The sequence below is a fragment of the Rhodococcus ruber genome (genome assembly GCF_016804345.1).
GTDB classification, from domain to species: Bacteria; Actinomycetota; Actinomycetes; order Mycobacteriales; family Mycobacteriaceae; genus Rhodococcus; species Rhodococcus ruber.
In genome coordinates, this window is record NZ_CP044211.1 from 2395475 (window position 1) to 2415181 (window position 19707).

Here is a 19707-nt window from a genome sequence, read left to right on the forward strand (position 1 = left end):
TTTCCGGCCGCGAATGAGGGAGTGAGCACCATGGCCGAGTCCGCCCCACCCCACGGGGTTTCGCCGAACCGGCAGCTCGCGGCATCCGCTCTCGAGGACAGCTACCGGCGCTACGCGGACACCGTCGACGCCCCCGAGCGCGCCCTGGCCGCTCACCTGGACCTCGGCCGGCAGCGGCACGAGGCCGAGGTCCTGACCCGCGTCTACCGGCCCGGCGACCGATGGGACATCGGTGCCGCCCTGCAGATCGTCACCGACGACATGCCCCTGCTCGTCGAATCCGTCATCGCGCTGCTGACCCGGCTCGGCGTCGCCATCCGCGAACTTGTCCATCCCGTCGTGTCCGTCCGGCGCGACGAGGACGGCGGCCTGCGCGAGATGGTGGCCGACACGACGCCCCCGTCCGGCTTCGTCACCGAGTCGTGGATACACGTCCAGTTGCATCCGGCCACCGCCGAGGCCGCCCTCGACGCGGTCGGCACCGAGATCGGGGGCGTGCTCGCCGACGTCCGGCAGGTCGGCGCGGACACCGCCGAAATGCTCGTCCGGGAACGCGATCTCGCCACCGAACTCGACGCGCTCGCCGAGAACCCGCCGCCGCGGCGCGCCGCGGAGGATCTGCGGGAGACGGCGGCGCTGCTGCGCTGGTTCGCGCGGGGCAACTACACCGTCCTCGGCTATCGGCGCTACGACGTCGTCGCCGACGCCTCGGGAACGCGCCATGCCCGCGCCGTGCCGGGCAGCGGACTCGGGGTGCTGCGCTCCGACCTGGCCGCCGACGACGTGATCGACATGTCGGCAACGGTCGAGGCCGCCGACCGCCCGCTGCTGGTGCTCACCCAGGCGTCCCTGCCTGCCACGGTGCACCGCTCGGTGTACCCGTACTTCGTGGGAGTCGCCGTTCTCGACTCCGACGGCCGGGTCGTCGGCGAGCACCGGTTCCTCGGTGTGCTCGCCGTGACCGCGCTGCACGAGAACGTGCTCGACATTCCGGTGCTGGCCCGGCGGGTACGAGAGGTGGTGGCCCGCGCCGGCGTGGAACTGTCGTCGTTCACCGGACAGGCCATGCTCGAGGTGCTGCAGGCGCTGCCCCGGGTGGAACTGTTCTCCGCCGACACCGAGACCCTCCACGAGACCGTCACCGCGGTCGTCGCGATGCGCCGGCAACTGCGGCTGTTCGTGCGGGTCGATCCCTACGGCCGCTTCGTCTCGTGCCTGATCTACCTGCCCCGTGACCGCTACAACACCCGCGTGCGGGTCGCGATGCAGCAGATCCTGCTGCGCGAGTACGGCGGAGGTGCCATCCACTACACCGCCCGGGTCACCGAGGGCGATCTGGCGTTGCTGCACGTGACCATCCGGACGCCGCCGGGCCAGGCCCTGCCGCGGATCGACACCTCCGAGGACAATCGGCTGCGCATCCAGGCCCTGCTCGCCGAGGCCAGCCGCAGCTGGGACGATCACCTCGCCGACCTGGCCGCCACCGACCACACCGTCGATCCCGTGCTCGTGCAGCGGTACGCGGAGGTGCTGCCCGACGGCTACAAGGAGGACTTCGACGCAGACCGGGCGCTGGCCGACATCGCCCGTCTCGAGGCGCTGCGGGACGGCAGCATCGACCTGCTGCTGTACCGGCGGCCCGGCGCCGACCCACGGCGTTGGCGTTTCACGCTCTACATCGGAAGTGAGGGCATCACCCTCAGCCAGGTGCTGCCGGTGCTGCAGAGCCTCGGCGTCGAGGTACTCGACGAGCGGCCGTACCAGATCATCCGCGCCGACCGGATGAGCTGCTGGATCTACGATTTCGGACTGGTCCTGCCCGTCGACCTCGAACCCGACCCGAAGGTGACCACCCGCTTCACCGCGGCGTTCGCCGCCGTGTGGCACGGACTGTCGGAACCGGACCGGTTCAACGAACTGGTCCTGCGGGCCGGAATGGGCTGGCGGCAGGCCATGATGCTGCGCGCCTACGCCAAGTACCTGCGGCAGGCCGGCTTCCCCTACAGCCAGTACCACATCGAAGGAGTCCTGCTCGCCGACCCGGCCACCACCGCGCTGCTCGCGGAGCTGTTCGAGGCGATGTTCGACCCGGACGAGGCGTCCGCCGACCGCGAGCAGGACACCACCGCCGAACTGGCCGGCCGGATCGACGCCGTCGTCGGTCTCGACGCCGACCGGATCCTGCGCGGCCTCTTCGGCCTGATCCGGGCGACGTTGCGTACCAACTACTTCGTGTCGGGCGACGACGGGGCCCTCCCGCCCGCACGCGCCGACGCCGCACCCGCCCGGGCCCTGTCGTTCAAACTCGACCCGACCCGCATCGACGAGTTGCCCCAGCCGCGACCGAAGTTCGAGGTGTTCGTCTACGCCCCCGACGTCGAGGGTGTGCACATGCGTTTCGGGGCGGTCGCCCGCGGTGGCCTGCGCTGGTCGGACCGGCGGGAGGACTTCCGCACCGAGATCCTCGGTCTCGCGAAAGCGCAGGCCGTGAAGAACGCCGTCATCGTCCCCGTCGGCGCCAAGGGAGGCTTCGTGGTCAAGCGTCCGGTCTCGCCGACCGGCGATGCGGCCGCCGACCGACAGGCGGTCCGCGCGCAGGGCGAGGCCTGCTACCGGCGGTTCATCGCCGGTCTGCTCGACGTCACCGACAACCTCGACCGCGCGCGGGGTGTGGCCGTGCCGCCGCCGCGGGTCGTCCGCCGCGACGGCGACGACACCTACCTCGTGGTCGCCGCCGACAAGGGCACCGCCACCTTCTCCGACCTCGCCAACGAGGTCGCCCGCGAGTACGGGTTCTGGCTCGGCGACGCCTTCGCCTCCGGCGGCTCCGCCGGCTACGACCACAAGGCGATGGGCATCACCGCCCGCGGAGCCTGGGAGAGCGTCAAGCGGCACTTCCGTGAACTGGGCGTCGACACCCAGAGCGAGGACTTCACCGTCGCCGGCATCGGCGACATGAGCGGCGACGTGTTCGGCAACGGAATGCTCCTGAGCACGCACATCCGGTTGGTGGCCGCGTTCGACCATCGGCACATCTTCCTCGATCCCGATCCGGAGCCCGCCGCTTCGTACGCCGAGCGGCGCCGCCTGTACGAGCTGCCCCGTTCGTCGTGGGCCGACTACGACACGGACCTGATAAGCACCGGCGGCGGGGTATGGGAGCGCTCCCTCAAGTCCGTCCCCCTCAGCGCCGAGGTGCGGAGCGTGCTCGGACTCGACAACGACGTCACCGAGCTCTCGCCTCCCGAACTGATCCGCGCGATCCTGCGCGCCCCGGTGGACCTGCTGTGGAACGGTGGCATCGGCACGTACGTCAAGGCCGCTCCCGAAACCGACGCCGACGTGGGCGACAAGAGCAACGACGCGGTCCGCGTCAACGGCGGCACCCTCCGCGCCCGGGTGGTGGGGGAGGGCGGCAACCTCGGCGTCACCCAGCGCGGCCGCATCGAGTACGCCCGGGCCGGCGGCAAGATCAACACCGACGCGATCGACAACTCCGCCGGGGTCGACTGCTCCGACCACGAGGTCAACATCAAGATCCTGCTCGACTCGATGGTCACCGCCGGCGCGCTCGCCGCCGCCGACCGCAATCCGCTGCTCGAATCCATGACCGACGAGGTCGGGCGAATCGTCCTCGAGGACAACATTTCCCAGAACAACCTGCTCGGCTACTCCCGCACCGGCGCCCCCACGATGCTCGCGGTGCACCAGCGGCTGATCGCCGATCTCGTCGCCGAGCGCGGGATCGACCGGTCCCTCGAGGCGCTGCCCGGCGACGCCGAGATCGAGCGGCGCCGCCTCGAAGGTGAGGGACTCACCTCGCCGGAGCTGTCCACCCTGCTCGCCCACGTCAAACTCGCCCTCGCCGACGACCTGCTCGACACCGACCTGCCCGACAGCGAGACCTTCGCCGGACGGCTACCCGGCTATTTCCCGAGGCAACTGCGCGAACCCTTCCGCGCCGGCATCCGGTCCCACCCCCTGCGCCGGCAGATCGTCGCGACCATCCTCGCCAACGAGACCGTCGACAACGGCGGGATCAGCTACGTCTACCGGCTCTCCGAGGAGGCCGGCGCATCGAGCACCGACGCCATCCGCGCCTACGCCGCCGTCACCGAGATCTTCGACCTGCCCGGCGTGTGGGCCCGTATCCGCTCCGCCGACACGACCACGGCCGTCGCCGACGACCTGCTGCTCGAATCGCACCGCGTCCTCGACCGGGCGTCGCGGTGGCTGCTGTCGAACCGGCCGCAACCTCTGGCCGTCGGCGCCGAGATCAGCCGGTACCGGGCGATGTTCGCGCGGCTCGCCCCCCGCGTGGGGGAGTGGATGCAGGGTCACCACGTGCAGGACCTGAAGGAGCGCGCCGAGCCGCTGCTCGCGCGCGGCGCCCCCGAGGAGTTGACGTGGGACGTGTTCCGCCTCCTCGACCAGTTCCCGCTGCTGGACGTGATCGACATCGCCGACATCGCCGAACGGGACGAGGCCGAGGTCGCCGAGCTGTACTACGCGATGGACGCGCACATGGGGATCGACTGGCTGCTCTCGGCGGTGACGTCCCTCGAACGCGGCGACCGCTGGCACTCGCTGGCGCGGCTCGCCCTGCGCGACGAGCTGTACGGGTCGCTGCGCACGCTCACCCTCGACGTGCTCGCCACGGCCGAACCCGGCGAGAGCACCCGCGAGATGATCGAGGACTGGGAGCTGACCAACGGCTCGCGGCTCGGCCGCGCGAGGTCGGCGCTCGAGGAGATCTTCCTGTCTGGAAACCTGGACCTCGCGACGCTGTCCGTGGCGGCGCGTCAGGTCAGGAGCATGGTGCGCGCCGGCGCACCCGACAGGAGGTAGACAGTTGAAGCACGCCGGGGCCGACCACCGTGGAGCCGTGGGGACCGCGCAGTGAGCGACGCGACCGAACAGTTCGGCTTCCACACCGCGGTGGAGGTCCGCTGGTCCGACATGGACGCGTTCCAGCACATCAACCACGCGCGCATGGTCACCCTCCTCGAGGAGGCCCGCATCCCGTGGTTGTTCGCCGACGGCCGGCCCACCGTGAACCTGCGGGAAGGCGCCGTGATCGCCGACCTGCACGTGCGGTACCGCGGCCAGTTGCGGCACGAGGACAGCCCCCTGGACGTGCTGATGTGGATCGAGCGGGTGCGGGCGGTCGACTTCACCATCGGCTACGAGGTCCGGCCCGGTGGTGCGCCGGCCGACGCCACGGCCTCCGTCGTCGCCTCGACCCAGATCGCGGCGTTCGACATCGGAACCCAGCGGCTGCGCCGGCTCACCGATCCCGAACGCGAGTACCTGCAACGGTGGCGTCGTGACTGACGCCGTCGGAGCGGCCGGGACGGCACCCGAACGGTGGTTGCAGATCCCGGACCCCGTCGACCGCGCCGACCTCGTCGCGTTCCTCACCCGTGCGGTCCGTCTCGACGAGGCCGCCGTGGTGCGGCTGCGGCAACGGCGCGACGGCCTCCTCTCGGCCTGGGTGAACACCGGATTCGATGCCCTCGCCGTCCGGGTGCTGCGCGGCACGGTCGCCCCGCCGGACACGACCGTCGCCGCGGACGGGCTGCGCGCGATCCTCGTCGCCGCCGGCGACGACGGGGTGGATCCCGGGTGGGCGATGGACTCGGTGTGGCGCGGCGCGCTGCCCCCGGAAACCGGGTACGTCCACCTCGACGACGTTCCCGCCCGCATTCTCGTCGACCTCGCGCAGCGCGGCGTCGCGCTCAGCCGCGAGCAGGGACAGGGACCGCCGTCGTCGCTGCTCGCGCAGGAGGTGCTCGAGGTCGCCGGCGGGGGAGAGCGGGCCGGGGTGCCGATGCGGCTGGTGTTCGCGCTCAACGCGATGGGGTTCGTGCCCACCGGCGGCGCCCGCGCGACGGCGGAGATCGACCTGGACCGGATCGATCCGGCCGAGGTGGTGCGCGTGCGGGCGACGGCGACGTGGCTGCGGCTCGACGCCCGCTACGGATCGGTCTACCTCCGTCGCGGGGGCGGTCTCGGCCTCAGCGTGCGCTGACGCCGCCGGCACCAGGGTGAGTGGCCCGGTCGGCGTGCAGTGTGCCGTCAGATCAGCCACGCCGCGCAGTTGCCGCGCAGCTGTCCGTCCACGAGCGGAGCGCTGGACAGGATCACCGTGCCCGGCGGCATCTCCACCGGGTGCTCGGTGGTGTTGAGGGCGCAGATCAGCCCCCCGGGCCGGCGGAAGGCCAGGCATCCGGGTGGGCTGCCGTACCACTCCACGTCGGGGCCGTCGAACTCCGGCCGTCGCCGTCGCGCCTCGAGCGCCGCCCGGTACAGCGACAGGGTGGACGAGACATCCTCGAGTTGCGCCTCGACGGTCAGCTCGGACCACTCGTCCGGTTGCGGCAGCCACGTCTGTGCTGCGGTGGTGAAGCCGAACGGCGGCCGGGCGCCCTCCCACGGCATCGGCACCCGGCACCCGTCCCGGCCGCGGTCGGTGTGCCCCGACCGCTCCCACACCGGGTCCTGCAGCACCTCCTCGGGCAGGTCGTCGACGTTGGGCAGACCGAGTTCGGCACCGTTGTAGAGGAAGGCCGCGCCGGGCAGTGCCAGCTCGACGAGGATCATCGCCCGCGCGCGGTCGCGCCCGAGCGGCCCGCCGCCGTAGCGGGTCACCTCACGCTCGATGTCGTGATTGGACAGCGTCCACGTCGCGACCCCACCGATGGGTGCGACCGCGGCGAGCGACGTGTCGATCGCCTCCCGGATCCGGGCGGCGTCCCAGCTCGCGAGTGCCAGATGGAAGTTGAATGCCAGGTGCAGTTCGTCGGGGCGCAGGTACTCCGAGAACAGCACATGGTCGTGCACCCAGATCTCGCCGACGGCCACCGCGTCCGGGTACTCGTCGAGCACCGTGCGGATCCGGCGGTGGATGTCGTGGACCTCGGCGTTGTTGAAGCGGGGATCGTCGTCGAAGTGCCGCAGCAGCCGGTTCTGTTCCCAGTGGTCGAAGTCGGGCAGCCCGCCGGGTTTGGCCATGCCGTGCGCGACGTCGATGCGGAAGCCGTCGACGCCGCGGTCGAGCCAGAAGCGCAGGGTCTTCTCCAGGTCCTCGAACACCTCGTCGTTGCGCCAGTTCAGGTCCGGCTGCTCCGGCGCGAACAGGTGCAGGTACCACTGGCCGGGCGCGCCGTCGGGGTCGGTGACGCGGGACCATGCGGGGCCGCCGAACACACTCGGCCAGTTGTTCGGCGGCAGGTCGCCGTTCGGCCCGCGTCCGTCCCGGAAGTGGTAGCGGGCCCGCGCGGGGCTGCCGGGCGCGGCGGCCAGGGCCTCCCGGAACCAGGGATGTTCGGAGCTCGTGTGGTTGGGGACCAGGTCCATCACGACACGGATCCGGCGCGCGTGCGCGGCCTCGATCAGGGCGTCGAGGGCGGCCAGGTCGCCGAACAGGGGGTCGACGTCGCGCGGATCGGACACGTCGTAGCCGTGGTCGGCCATCGGGGAGCGCATCACCGGGTTCAGCCAGATCGCGTCGACTCCCAGCAGCTCCAGGTATCCGAGCTTGTCGCGGATCCCGTCGAGGTCGCCGACGCCGTCTCCGTCGGAGTCGGCGAACGAGCGGGGGTACACCTGGTAGAAGACGGCGTCCGCCCACCAGCGTTGTTCAGGGGTGCCGGGGGGAGTGCTCACAGCCACCCATAGTGCCAAACCGACAGGTGGGCCACGACTCGAATGTCGCCGCCCCGGCCCGTCGTCAGATCGGCGAGTTCATCATCGAGTCCGCCGCCATCTCCATGTACGCGATCAACTGGCTGCGGTGCGCGTCGTCGAGCGTCTGCGAATCGATCGAGGCGATGGCGGTGTGCATGCAGCGCAACCAGGCGTCGCGTTCGAGCGGACCGATCCGGAACGGGTGGTGGCGCATCCGCAGCCGCGGGTGCCCGCGCTCGTCCGAGTAGGTGCGCGGTCCGCCCCAGTACTGCTCGAGGAACATCCGCATGCGACGTTCCGCGGGCCCGAGGTCCTCCTCGGGGTACAGCGGGCGGACGATCTCGTCCTTGGCCACTTCCTCGTAGAACCGCGCCGTGAGCTTGTGGAAGGTCTCGGCGCCGCCGACCGCGTCGTAGAAGGTCTGCTCGTCACTCATGGGTTCTGCTCACCGTTCCTCTCGCTCGTCCATTGTGCCGGTTCGGTGGGGACGCGCCCGAGCCGCATGTCGCCGGTACCGGATGTTCACCTCCGCGACCCGGAAAGTCCGCAGAATCGGGGTGCGACGTGCGTAGATCCGTGGTCAACTTGTGAGCAGTCTTCCGGAGGTCGTATGAAGCACCGACGCAGCGCACATCGACAACTCCCGCCCGCCGACGCCCCCACCGGGGCGCCGGGGGCCAACTCCCTGTGTGTCGTACGCGACGACGCCGTCCCGGATTGGGTCAAACGCCGCGTACTTCTGCTCAATGCCACCTACGAGCCGCTCACCGCGTTGCCCGCCCGTCGTGCGGTCGTGCTCATGGCCGGCGGCAAGGCCGACACCGTGCACGACGACCCGCTCGGCCCGTTGGTGCGCTCCGCGGAGTGGGCCGTGCAGATCCCGTGGGTGATCCGCCTGCGGACCTTCGTGCACGTGCCGTACCACGCGCGGGTGCCGATGACGCGTGCCGCGCTCATGCACCGCGACCGGAATCGGTGCGCCTACTGCGGCGCCAAGGCCGAGACCATCGACCACGTGGTGCCACGCAGCCGCGGTGGGGAACACTCGTGGGAGAACTGTGTGGCGTGCTGCGCGTCGTGCAATCACCGCAAGGCCGACAAGCTGCTCAGCGAACTCGGCTGGACGCTGCGCGCCGCGCTCGTGCCCCCCAAGGGCAGGCACTGGCGGCTGCTGGCGACGCTGCCGGAGTTGCATCCGACCTGGTTGCCGTACCTCGGCGAGGGCGCGGCCTGACCGACGTCGCCGCAAGTCGGGGCAAGCGCGCCGGGATCGGACATGCTGGGCTACCGTTTGCGGTGTGAGCATTCTCGAGACAACCCTCATATTCGTTGCCATCCCGGTGGCGATCATCGTGATATTCGGGGTCTTCTCCGTCTTCACGAAGCCGATTCCGGGCACGCGGCCCGCCGAGTACAAGCTCGGGGAGAAGTGGGACCACGAGCCGATGCTGTGGAGCGCGGTCGACGAGGTCACCACGCACGGCCATCACGGTGGGCATCATGAACTCGTCGCCGGCGCGCCGGTCGACCCGATCGGAGGTAGGGCAAGTGGCAAGTGGTGACGTGATGCACAGCCGGACGGCGGTCGCTCCCGCGGAGCTGCCGTACGGTGCGGCCCTGACGTCGAGCGGCCGTATCTCCCGGACCCGTGTCCTCGACGGCCTGTTCGAGGGCCCGCCGTTCAGCGACCGCGACATGATCGCTCTCGACGATGCGCTCACCGAGGCCACCCGGGCGACGAAGGTGCGCTTCAACGTGTACGTCGCGGACGCCGCAGATCCCGCGATCACGACCGACGCGGTGTTCCCGACCACGCCGGAATCGTCGAACTCGGTGCTCATCGCCGTGTACCCGAACCAGCGCGCCATCGAGATCCGCAGCGGACGCGGCGTCGCCGACCGCGTCGACAACCGGATCGCGCAGCTCGGCGTGACCGCGGCGATCTCGTCGTTCGGCCAGGGCGACCTGATCGACGGCATCGTCAGTGCGATCCGCGTCATGGCGAACGCGATCACCGCGCCGTAGAGCCCCTCGTTGCTGTGGCCGAATGTCACATCGGGTCGATTCCGTCGACCGGATGTGACATTCGGCCACACGCGTAGGGCGGCTAGGACGCGTCGAACGCCCGGGCCTTCAGCGACCGGACGATCCCCGCGCGACCCTCGCTGATCAGCCGGCGCAGGGCCGGCGGGTGATCACCGGCGAGGAACTCGTCGGCCGCCGCCACCGACGACTCGCTGATCGACCACGACGGGTACAGCCCCACGACGACGGTCTGCGCGACCTCGCTGGAGCGGCGCTCCCACACGCCCGGCACGTCGGCGAAGTACCGCGCGACGTACCGTTCGAGCAGCTCACCCTGTCCGGCCGGCGCGAAGCCGCCGATGATCGCGCGAGCGGTGATGTTCGGGATCGAATCGTCGCCCACCACCGTCTCCCACACCTGCTCCTTGACGGCCTCCTGCGGCCGCGCCGCCCGCGCGGTGGCGGCCTGCCGCGCGCCGGCAGCCGTCGGATCTCGCTCGGCCTCGGCATCGATGAACGGCGACTCCACCCCCTCGGCGTCGATCTCGCCGGCCGCGGCCAGCGCCTGCACGATCCGCCACCGCAGATCCGTGTCGACGACCAGTCCGGCCAGCCCGACGTTCGCCGGATCGGCACCGAGCAGCTCGCCGAGCACCTCGGTGTGCCACGGCGCGAGCCGGGCCGTGGTCAACGCGTTGACGAACGCGAGCTGATGATCCGAGCCCGGCTGCGCCTCGCGGGCCAGTTCCAGCAGCCGGTTCGCGTAGTCGTTCCAGCCCCGCTCGGTCGCCCAGCCGGGGTCGGCGTAGCTGCCGAGCGCGGTGTGCGCCTGCATCAGCAACCGCTGCACCACGCCGACCTCCGTCTCGGTCGCGATACCGCGCTGCACCAGCGCCACGAAGTCGCGGGCCTTCATCTCGGCCTGCCGGGTCATCTCCCATGCGGCGGACCATGCCAAGGTGCGTGGCAACGGCTCGGCGATGTCGCCGATCCGGTCCGTCAGCACCTCGAGCGACCGGGGATCGAGACGCACCGAGCAGTAGGTGAGGTCGTCGTCGTTGACGAGCACGAGCCGGCCGCGGTCCACGCCGACGAGTTCCGGCACCTCGGTGCGCTCGGTGGCGTCGAGATCGATCTCGACGCGGTGCGTGCGGAGCAGCTTGCCCGAGCCGTCGTCGTCGTAGACCCCGATCGCGAGCCGGTGCACCCGATGTTCCCCGGCGCCCGGATCGGCACCCTCCTGGATCACCGCGAAACGGGTGAACCGCCCGTCGTCGTCGACGTCGAAGTCGGGACGCAGGATGTTCAGGCCGGTGGTCTTGAGCCACTGCGCGCCCCATCCCGACAGGTCCCGGCCGGACGACTTCTCCAGCGCCGCGAGCAGGTCGTCGAACGTGGCATTGGCGAAGGCGTGCTCGCGGAAGTACTCCCGCAGGCCCGCCAGGAACGGTTCCTCCCCGACGTAGGCGACGAGCTGCTTGAGCACGGACGCGCCCTTGGCGTAGGTGATGCCGTCGAAGTTGACCTCCACCGCCGCGAGGTCGGGGATGTCCGCGGCGATCGGATGGGTCGAGGGCAGCTGGTCCTGGCGGTAGGCCCATGACTTCTCGACGTTCGCGAACGTGGTCCACGCGTTCGTGTACTCGGTGGCCCGCGACTGGCACAGCACCGACGCGAAGGTCGCGAACGACTCGTTGAGCCACAGGTCGTCCCACCAGCGCATGGTCACCAGGTCGCCGAACCACATGTGCGCCATCTCGTGGAGTACGGTCTCGGCGCGGCGTTCGTACGAGTAGCGGGTGACCTTGGAGCGGAAGACGTAGTCCTCGAGGAACGTCACCGCGCCGGCGTTCTCCATCGCGCCGGCATTGAACTCGGGGACGAACAGCTGGTCGTACTTGCCGAACGCGTAGGGCAGGCCGAAGTTCTCGTGGTAGAACGCGAAGCCCTGCTTGGTTTCGGTGAACAGCCGGTCGGCGTCCATGAACTCCGCCAGCGAGGCGCGGCAGTAGATGCCGAGGGGGATGGTGCCGTGTTCGTCGGTGTAGACGTCGGTCCACTGCGCGTAAGGCCCGGCGATCAGCGCGACGAGGTAGGTGCTCATCCGCGGGGTGGTACGGAAGACGTGCCGGCCCGGCTCCGCGGTGACGTTGTGCACGGTCTCGGAGTTGGAGATCACCGACCAGTCCGCCGGCGCGGTCACCGCGATGTCGAACGTGGCTTTCAGGTCCGGCTGGTCGAAGCACGCGAACATCCGCTTCGCGTCGGCGGTCTCGAACTGCGAGTACAGGTAGACCGCGTCGTCGGTGGGGTCGACGAACCGGTGCAGGCCCTCGCCGGTGTTCGTGTAGAGGCAGTCCGCCTCGACGGTGAGTTCGTTGCGCGCGGCCAGTCCGCTCAGCGCGATCCCGTTCTCCTCGGTGTATCCGGAGACGTCGACGGACTTGCCGTTGAGGGTGGCCGAGTGCACGGACTGCGCGATCAGGTCGACGAAGGTCGACGCACCGTCCGTGGCGTCGAATGTGATGGTGGTGGTCGAACGGAACGTGGTCGTTCCCGCAGCGCCCGCGCCGTCGGTCAGATCCAGCTCGATGCGGTAGTTGTCGACGGTCAGGACCGCGGACCGCTCGGCCGCCTGCTCGCGGGTCAGATTCGGTGGTGCCACGGAAGACTCCTTCTCAAGACGGGATGCGACTCGGGTGCCATCCCATCATGTGAGGGACCGGTTCACCCGGCGACCTCCGCGAGGGGCACCTGCGGATCGGAGAGTCGGTGCGGGTCGACGGATTCGCCGGAGGAGATCAGCGCGCGGATGTCGTCGCCCGCGTCCCAGATGTTGACGTTCATCCCGGCGCGGACCCGGCCGGCCGCGTCGAGCCAGAACGCGAGGAACTGCCGGGAGCCGACGTCGCCGCGGGTGATCACCCGCGCCTCGGCGGGTGCGTGCCCGACGTACTCCATGCCCAGGTCGTACTGGTCGGTGAAGAAGTAGGGCAGGCGGTCGTAGGAGGCGGGCCGGCCCAGCATGGTGGCGGCCGCCACGTCGGGCTGGTTGAGCGCGTTGGCCCAGTGTTCGACCCGGATCCGGGTCCGCAGCAGCGGATGCTCGGCGGCGGCGATGTCGCCGACCGCGACGATGTCGGGATCGCTCGTCGCGAGAGACGCATCGACTGCCACGCCGTCGCTCGCCACGGTCAGTCCCGCGTCGCGGGCGAGTTCGACGTTGGGCTGCGCCCCCACGGCGACGAGGACCGCGTCGGCCCGGATCTCGGTGCCGTCGCCGAGGCGCAGGCCGGTGGCACGGCCTTCGACGGTGAGGATCTCCGACACCGTCGTCGACAGACGCAGGTCCACACCGTGGCTCCGGTGCAGGTCCGCGAACACGGCGCCCATCTGCTCGCCGAGTGCGCCGGACAGCGGCTGGGCGGCGGCTTCGACGACGGTCACGTCGGTGCCGTGTCCGCGCGCCCCGGCAGCGATCTCGAGACCGATCCAGCCGGCGCCGACGATCGCCAGGCGCGGCGCCGGACCCTCGTCGCGGCGGACGGCCGCGAGCAGCGCGTCGGACTGCTCGACGGTGCGCAGCATATGCACGCCCGCGGCGTCGATGCCTGGCAGCAGGATCCGTCGCGGGCGCGAACCCGTCGCGAGGGCGAGCTTGTCGTAGCGCACGGTGGAACCGTCGGGCAGGGTGACGGTGTGGGCTCCCGGGTCGAGGGCGGTGACGGTGACGCCGAGTTCGACCTCGACCCGGTGGTCGCGGTACCAGTCACCGTGCTGCACGGTGAAGTCTTCGAGCTGTTTCGTACCGGCGAAATACTCCTTCGACAGCGGAGGCCGCTCGTAGGGGAGGTGCTCCTCCGCACCCAGGAGAAGGATCCGGCCGGGGAAGTCCCGGGCGCGCAGCTGCTCGGCCGTCTTGGCTCCGGCGAGCCCACCACCGACGATGACGAAGAGCTTCTCGTTGGACATCGCGCATCCCCGTTCCGTGCGGCACCGGTCCTTCGACGGTACGTCGGTGGAGGCGCGGGAACCGGCGGTTCGGGAAGAATCCGACGACGACCGGCGTTGAATCGGACCGTAGTCCGAATTTCTGCAGCGAGGAGACCCCGTGAGCGACCCGATCTCGAAGGACACCGCCGACTTCTGGTTCGACCCGTTGTGCCCCTGGTGCTGGATCACCTCGCGCTGGATCCTGGAGGTGGCGCAGGTCCGCGACATCGAGGCGAAGTTCCACGTGATGAGCCTTGCCGTGCTCAACGAGGGCAACGACGACCTGCCCGAGAACTACCGGGAACTGATGACCAGGGCATGGGGCCCGGTGCGCGTGGCGATCGCCGCGGCGCAGAAGTACGGCGACGAGGTCCTCGAACCGCTGTACACGGCGATGGGCACGCAGATCCACGACGAGGGCAACAAGGACTTCCCGGCGGTGATCGCCAAGTCCCTCGCCGACCTGGGCCTGGATCCGGACCTCGCGCGAGCGGCCGAGACCGACGCCTACGACGAGGCGCTGCGCACCAGCCACGCCGCCGGCATGGACGCGGTCGGTCCGGATGTCGGCACGCCGACCATCCACGTCAACGGCGTGGCATTCTTCGGTCCGGTTCTCTCGCGGATCCCGCGCGGCGAGGAGGCAGGGCGGATGTGGGACGGGGTGGTGGCCATGGCGTCGTACCCGCACTTCTTCGAACTCAAGCGCACGCGCACCGAGGACCCGAGCTTCGAGTAGGCGCCTTCGGCGCCGGTGTGTCCTTTGGGCGGCTACAGCCGCCCAAAGGACACACCGGCGGCGCAGCCGCCTATTCTCGACGCCATGCGCGTTTACCTGGGTGCCGACCACGCCGGCTTCGAACGTAAGAACCAGATCATCGAACACCTCACCGCCAACGGCCACGAGGCCGTCGACTGTGGCGCGTACGAGTACGACGCCCTCGACGACTACCCGGCGTTCTGCATCGAGGCCGCGCGCCGCGTCGTCGCCGACGAAGGCAGCCTCGGCATCGTTCTCGGCGGCAGCGGCAACGGCGAGCAGATCGCGGCGAACAAGGTGCCGGGTGCCCGCTGTGCCCTCGCGTGGAGCGTGGAGACCGCCAAGCTGGCCCGCGAGCACAACAACGCGCAGCTCATCGGCATCGGTGGGCGCATGCACAGCCTCGAGGACGCCTTGGCCATCGTCGACGCGTTCGTCGCCACCCCGTGGTCGGGGGAAGAACGGCACCAGCGGCGCATCGACATCCTGAGCGAGTACGAGAAGACCGGGCAGGCCCCGGAAGTTCCCGGCGCGCCGTCCTGACGAACGGAGCCTGATCGACCGTGCCGGAGGGACCATCCCTGCACCGGCTCGCCCGGTTGCACCAGCGGCGTTTCTCGGGTGCGCCCCTGCGGGTGTCGAGCCCGCAGGGGCGCTTCGCCGACGATGCGGCGCTCGTCGACGGCCGGGTGCTGCTCCGCGCCGAGGCTCTCGGCAAGCATCTGTGGCACCACTACGACAACGGCCTGACGGTGCACGTGCACCTGGGTCTGTACGGCTCGTTCACGGAGGCGCCGGTTCCGATGCCGGACCCGGTCGGGCAGGTACGGATGCGCATGGTCGGCGCCGAGTACGGCACCGACCTGCGCGGTCCGACCGCGTGCGAGGTCCTCACCCCGGACGAGGTGGCGGCGATCGCCGCGCGGATCGGCCCCGACCCGTTGCGGAAGGACGCCGACCCCGAGCGGGCGTGGGCGCGAATCTGCAAGTCCCGCAGTGCCATCGGCTCGCTTCTCATGGACCAGTCGGTGATCTCGGGGGTGGGCAACATCTACCGGGCCGAAGTCCTGTTCCGGCACGGCATCCATCCGCAGCGCCCCGGACGTGATCTCACCCGAGCCGAGTTCGACGGCATCTGGGACGATCTCGTCGTGCTGATGCGGACGGGAGTGCGACGCGGCGCGATCCACGTCGTGCGACGCGAACACGACCGCGGGGCACCGGCCTACGCGAAGGGCCGTCCCCGGACCTACGTCTACCGGCGTGCCGGTGAGCCCTGCCGGTTGTGCACCACACCCGTCCTGCACTCGATCATGCAGGGCCGCAACCTGTTCTGGTGCCCCGCCTGCCAGACTGGCTAGAAGTCGAAACCGCCGAAGTCGCCGCCGGCCCCGAAGTCGCCGCCACCGTAGTCACCGCCGCCGTAGTCACCACCGCCGTAGTCACCACCGGCGTCGCCGTAGTCCCCGCCGTCCTGGCCGGCCTCGAGGCCCTGGTCGTATCCGGAGTCGAAGCCCTGCTCGAACGCCTGTGCGTCGTAGGGCACCCCGGCCATGCCGGAGAACATCGCCGAGAACAGCAGCATCGATCCGACGCCCCACGCCCCCGCGACGAGGGCGGGCTTCCACCAGGGCTCGGAGTACCAGCCGGCCGGTACCGGCCGGCCCGCGACGCGACCGCCCGGGAAGTAGTTCGGGGTGCGCGACGACGGGGCCGGTGAGGCCGCCACCTTGCGTCCCTCGAAATCGATCTCTCGGTTCTCGGTCACCCGGCCGGCCGTCTGCTGGCCGTCCAGCGTGGGGATCTCGGGACCGGGATCCATGCCCATCGCGAGACGAGCGGCGCGGATGTAGTACAGCCCCTCGAGAGCGGTCTGCTTGGCCAGTCGCGCCTGCACCGGCGTCCGGGCCTGCTCGATCTGTGATCCGGCGGCGGTGTAGCGCTCGGACGCATCGGCGAGCGCCTGCTTGGATGCGGCGTCCGTGCCGGAGAGGTTGTAGATCTGCCCGCCGAGCCGTTCGATGGCCTGGCGGGCATCGGCCTTCGCGTCGTCGAGTTCGTGGGCTCCGCGCCCCGACTTGTTCCGTTGCGCCGCGGACACCAGGAACACGACGGCGACGAGGACGGCGACGATCAGTAGGAGTTCCACGGCGGTCCCTTCCGGCGGACTGGACGGTCGACGTCCAGCCTACCGGCGGCTCAGGCGTCGAGGACGGCGTGGAATCCGCCGCGCATGCAGTCGTCGAACACCTCGAGGTCGGGAACCGCGCCCGTGTCGAGAGTGAATCCGACGCAGCACGTGTGCAGATACGACATCAGGGTGACGTTGAACGCCGAGCCGAGGGTGGGACCGAACGCGTAGTACCGTTCGACCTTCGCGCCGGCCATGTAGAGCGGCACCGGCGACCCCGGCACGTTCGAGGCGAGGAAGTCGACGTGCTTGAGCATCTCGCCGACGACAGCCGGGGGGAGCAGATTGAGAGGGGTGGCGAGGGCCTGCGCCATCGGCACCGCAGGCTCGTGCCGCCAGCCCTCGACGATCTTGTTCACCTCCTGCATGAGCGTGAGGGGATCGTCGGAACGCACGGGCAGCGGGAAACGCGCGAGGTTGATCCGGTTGCCGCCGAGGGTGTCCTGCTCGGTGCGGATGCTCAGCGGCATCGTGACCCGTAGCTCGTCGACGTCGGTCCCGTGGCGGCGGTGGTAGTCGGCGAGGCCGACGAGGACTGCGGTGAGGAAGGCGCTGTTGAGGGTGGCGCCGCCGCGGTGAGCGGCATCGCGCAGCCGGTCGAGCGGCACGTCGATCACGTGGAGCCGGCGGCTGAGGCTGCGTTGCGTCATGACCGGGGATTCCAGTCGCAGGATCGGGCGCAGGTAACGGGCGACGGACACCGCGACCCCCGCGGCACTACGGGCGGAACCGATCGGGTTCGTCACGACGGCCCGGGTGGTCGGCCAGATCGAGGCCAGCCCGCGTCCCGCCAGTCCGCGGAGCTGCGACCAGTCCCAGCCGATCGCCTCGGCGGCCAGGTCCAGGCTGTCCGGGGACTCCGGGGCGGGCGGTTCCGGGGCGGGTTCGCGGGGCGTGCCGTCGCGGTCGAAGTCGACCAGCCGCGCAGTGATCTGCATACCGCCGATTCCGTCGGTGAGCGCGTGGTGCACCTTGATCAGCAGCGCGGCCTGACCGCCGGCGAGTCCGTCGACCACCGTCATCTCCCACAGCGGCCGGTCCTTGTCGAACGCGGCCATGGCCGTGGTCCGAGCGAACTCCAGGACGTCGTCGAAGTTTGCCGGCCCGGGCAGCGAGACCCGGCGCATGTGCCAGGACAGGTCGAAGTTCGCATCCGCGACCCATCGTGGCGGCGCGAGCCCGAAGGGCACCTCGACCACGCGATGGCGGAAGCTGGGCACCTCGCGGGTGCCGCGGTCCATCATCTCGCACAGACGGTCCCAGTCGGGTGAGGCGTCGAGCAGGACGACGGCCACGATCGTCGAGCGCAGCGCGGGGTCGCGCTCCATGCTCCAGGTGAGGTAGTCCGTCTGCTGCATGTGACGGTCGGCTGCGTTGCTCATCTCGGTAACTTCTCACACGGGCCGCCGGGACGATCGGGTTTCGCTCCGTCCGCACCGTCGGACCGGGGACGGCACCACGGCCCGGCGCGGAATCCGGAGCGGATACTCCGAACTCTAGGCGCCGGGCCGTGGTATCGATAGTGACTTTCGTCCGGGTTGTGCGGCCGTCAGGCGGCCGAGGTGGCGGCTTCCGTCCGTCGTCCGAGTCGCTGCAGGGGGCAGTGGGTACTGCGGCTGCAGGCGAAGGTGGTGCCGGCGGCGACGAGGGTGAGTACCGCTGCGGCGATGCCGACCAGAGGATGAATCTCCTGGGCGAGGATGACCGAGGACATGATCAGGACGAACCAGCCGAAGCCCTTGCGCAGCGAGTCCGGGTCGACCATGGAGGTCAGGCGTCCGCCGATGAGGCTGCCGACGACGGCGGCGGCGGTGACCATCGCCGCCAGGCGCCAGTCGATCTGCACGGTGGACAGGTAGCCGCCGAGGCCGGCGAAGGACTTCATGGCGATCACGATCAGCGAGGTGCCGACGGCGACGGGCATGGGCAGTCCGCCGAGCAGGGCGAGGGCCGGCACGACGAGGAACCCGCCGCCGGCGCCGACGAGGCCGGTGACCAGGCCGACGACCACGCCGTCGAGGAGGATCTTGCCGACCGGCATCGAGTGGGTGCCGTCCGAAGCCGCGGTCTTGTTCTTGCGGCCGCGGAGCATCGCGATGGCGGTGGCGATCATCATCGCGGCGAAGGCGAGCAGCAGGATGCTGCCGGGAACGAAGCGCGAGAGCAGGCCGCCGGCGTAGGCGCCGACCATGCCGGCCAGGCCGAACAGGATGCCGGTGCGCCACTGGACGCGGCCTGCCCGCGCGTGGGAGATCGCGCCGACCGCGCTGGTGACGCCGACGACGAGCAGCGAGGTGGCGATGGCCTCCTTGGCGTCCATACCGGCGACGTACGCCAACAGCGGGACGGTGAGGATCGATCCACCGCCGCCGAGCAGTCCGAGGGTGACGCCGACGAGGACCGCCAGCGCAACGGTCAGCGCGATCATGATCAGTTCCTTTCGGCCGGAGCGGTCTTCGAATCGACCAGCTGGGCGACGATGGTCTGCGGATCACACGAGGCGCCGCGGTTGTAGGGCAGCTTGGAGAGCAGCATCCCCATCGCGCAGGTGTTGGACAGCGCGGCGAAGGTGAGGCCGCCGCCGACACCGGCGGCGAGCCACTTGAGCTTGGGGACCGCGATGCTGCCCAGGACGGAGGTCAGCACGAGGGAGCCGGCGACGAGGCGGACCTGCCGTTCGAGGTCCCAGCGCTCGACGCCGCGATTGACGGAGAAGCCGTTGGCTTCCCAGCCCGTCATGCCGCCCTCGAGGATGTGCACGTTGAACAGCCCGGCCGTGCGGAGGGTCTCTTCGGCCTGGGTGGCGCGCTGGCCCGACCGGCACACGAGGACGACGTTCTCGTCGAGGTGGGCGAGGAACTCGTCCCGGTGCTCGCGCAGCAGGTCCAGGGGGACGTTGTAGGCGCCGGGGATGTGCACGGACTCGAACTCGCCGGGTGTGCGGACGTCCACGACGCGGACGTTCTTGCCGGAGTCGAGGAGCTCGCGCAGGGCGGCGGGATCGAGGGTTGCGGGGCTCGGCTCGGTCATGGGGGCCTTTCGGGTCGGT

17 protein-coding genes are annotated in these 19707 nt (G+C 70.4%); 9 read left to right on the forward strand and 8 right to left on the reverse strand.

All coding sequences use genetic code 11. From position 1 onward, the window contains the following. The first annotated feature begins 30 nt into the window (after positions 1-30). From F1734_RS11240 to F1734_RS11250, 3 genes are read left to right on the forward strand one after another with little or no spacing between them, the layout of a single operon-like run. Positions 31-4848, forward strand: a complete 4818-nt coding sequence (locus F1734_RS11240; RefSeq protein WP_238424148.1) for an NAD-glutamate dehydrogenase — start codon at positions 31-33, stop codon at positions 4846-4848. Positions 4849-4899: 51 nt separating this feature from the next. Then, on the forward strand, positions 4900-5334 hold the full coding sequence (locus F1734_RS11245) for an acyl-CoA thioesterase (RefSeq protein ID WP_010596399.1): 435 nt from the start codon (positions 4900-4902) through the stop codon (positions 5332-5334). Further along, a complete protein-coding gene (locus F1734_RS11250) occupies positions 5327-6031 on the forward strand; it encodes a DUF8010 domain-containing protein (protein ID WP_010596400.1) in 705 nt (234 codons plus the stop codon). The genes F1734_RS11245 and F1734_RS11250 overlap by 8 nt, the downstream gene beginning before the upstream one ends. Positions 6032-6078: 47 nt before the next feature. On the opposite strand, the gene F1734_RS11255 is transcribed toward F1734_RS11250, so the two are convergent. Further along, positions 6079-7668 (reverse strand): glycoside hydrolase family 13 protein, encoded by a 1590-nt coding sequence (locus F1734_RS11255; protein WP_017681997.1) that lies wholly within the window; start codon positions 7666-7668, stop codon positions 6079-6081. A 64-nt stretch (positions 7669-7732) separates the two neighbouring features. Further along, positions 7733-8125: a globin gene (locus F1734_RS11260; protein ID WP_010596403.1), complete on the reverse strand. Its 393-nt coding sequence runs from the start codon at positions 8123-8125 to the stop codon at positions 7733-7735. 174 nt (positions 8126-8299) lie between these two features. Here F1734_RS11260 and F1734_RS11265 point away from each other — a divergent pair, with 174 nt between their 5' ends. The 3 genes from F1734_RS11265 (at position 8300) to F1734_RS11275 (ending at position 9714) form a co-directional block, all read left to right on the forward strand. Next, complete coding sequence (locus F1734_RS11265) at positions 8300-8923, forward strand: HNH endonuclease (protein ID WP_010596404.1); 624 nt, start codon at positions 8300-8302, stop codon at positions 8921-8923. Positions 8924-8987: 64 nt separating this feature from the next. Then, the gene (ctaJ, locus tag F1734_RS11270; RefSeq protein WP_003937126.1) at positions 8988-9251 is read left to right on the forward strand and encodes an aa3-type cytochrome oxidase subunit CtaJ; all 264 of its coding nucleotides are present in this window, start codon (positions 8988-8990) and stop codon (positions 9249-9251) included. Then, complete coding sequence (locus tag F1734_RS11275; RefSeq protein ID WP_026138056.1) at positions 9238-9714, forward strand: DUF5130 family protein; 477 nt, start codon at positions 9238-9240, stop codon at positions 9712-9714. Before ctaJ ends, F1734_RS11275 begins: the two co-directional genes overlap by 14 nt. An 82-nt stretch (positions 9715-9796) precedes the next feature. Here F1734_RS11275 and pepN read toward each other — a convergent pair whose 3' ends face one another. Further along, positions 9797-12379: an aminopeptidase N gene (pepN, locus tag F1734_RS11280; RefSeq protein ID WP_203011688.1), complete on the reverse strand. Its 2583-nt coding sequence runs from the start codon at positions 12377-12379 to the stop codon at positions 9797-9799. Positions 12380-12441: 62 nt separating this feature from the next. Beyond that, complete coding sequence (locus F1734_RS11285) at positions 12442-13686, reverse strand: NAD(P)/FAD-dependent oxidoreductase (protein WP_203011691.1); 1245 nt, start codon at positions 13684-13686, stop codon at positions 12442-12444. A 139-nt stretch (positions 13687-13825) separates the two neighbouring features. Between F1734_RS11285 and F1734_RS11290 the strand changes: the two genes are divergently transcribed. The 3 genes from F1734_RS11290 (at position 13826) to F1734_RS11300 (ending at position 15828) form a co-directional block, all read left to right on the forward strand. Further along, positions 13826-14446 carry a mycothiol-dependent nitroreductase Rv2466c family protein gene (locus F1734_RS11290; protein WP_059174766.1) on the forward strand — a complete coding sequence of 207 codons (621 nt, stop codon included), beginning with the start codon at positions 13826-13828 and terminating at the stop codon, positions 14444-14446. Positions 14447-14530: 84 nt separating this feature from the next. Then, positions 14531-15010, forward strand: coding sequence for a ribose-5-phosphate isomerase (locus F1734_RS11295; RefSeq protein WP_010596409.1), 480 nt, complete (start codon positions 14531-14533; stop codon positions 15008-15010). Positions 15011-15030: 20 nt separating this feature from the next. Continuing rightward, positions 15031-15828 (forward strand): Fpg/Nei family DNA glycosylase, encoded by a 798-nt coding sequence (locus F1734_RS11300; protein WP_102030782.1) that lies wholly within the window; start codon positions 15031-15033, stop codon positions 15826-15828. Here the strand turns inward: F1734_RS11300 and F1734_RS11305 are convergent. From F1734_RS11305 to F1734_RS11320, 4 genes are all read right to left on the reverse strand, one after another. Further along, complete coding sequence (locus tag F1734_RS11305) at positions 15825-16616, reverse strand: hypothetical protein (RefSeq protein ID WP_010596411.1); 792 nt, start codon at positions 16614-16616, stop codon at positions 15825-15827. The two genes, F1734_RS11300 and F1734_RS11305, sit on opposite strands and share 4 nt — an antisense overlap. 50 nt (positions 16617-16666) lie before the next feature. After that, the gene (locus tag F1734_RS11310) at positions 16667-18040 is read right to left on the reverse strand and encodes a wax ester/triacylglycerol synthase domain-containing protein (RefSeq protein WP_010596412.1); all 1374 of its coding nucleotides are present in this window, start codon (positions 18038-18040) and stop codon (positions 16667-16669) included. Positions 18041-18207: 167 nt separating this feature from the next. Beyond that, entirely contained in the window at positions 18208-19086 is an 879-nt protein-coding gene (locus F1734_RS11315; RefSeq protein WP_017682004.1) for a sulfite exporter TauE/SafE family protein, read from the reverse strand. A 2-nt stretch (positions 19087-19088) separates the two neighbouring features. After that, a complete protein-coding gene (locus F1734_RS11320) occupies positions 19089-19688 on the reverse strand; it encodes a rhodanese-like domain-containing protein (RefSeq protein WP_010596415.1) in 600 nt (199 codons plus the stop codon). Between the last annotated feature and the right edge of the window lie 19 nt (positions 19689-19707).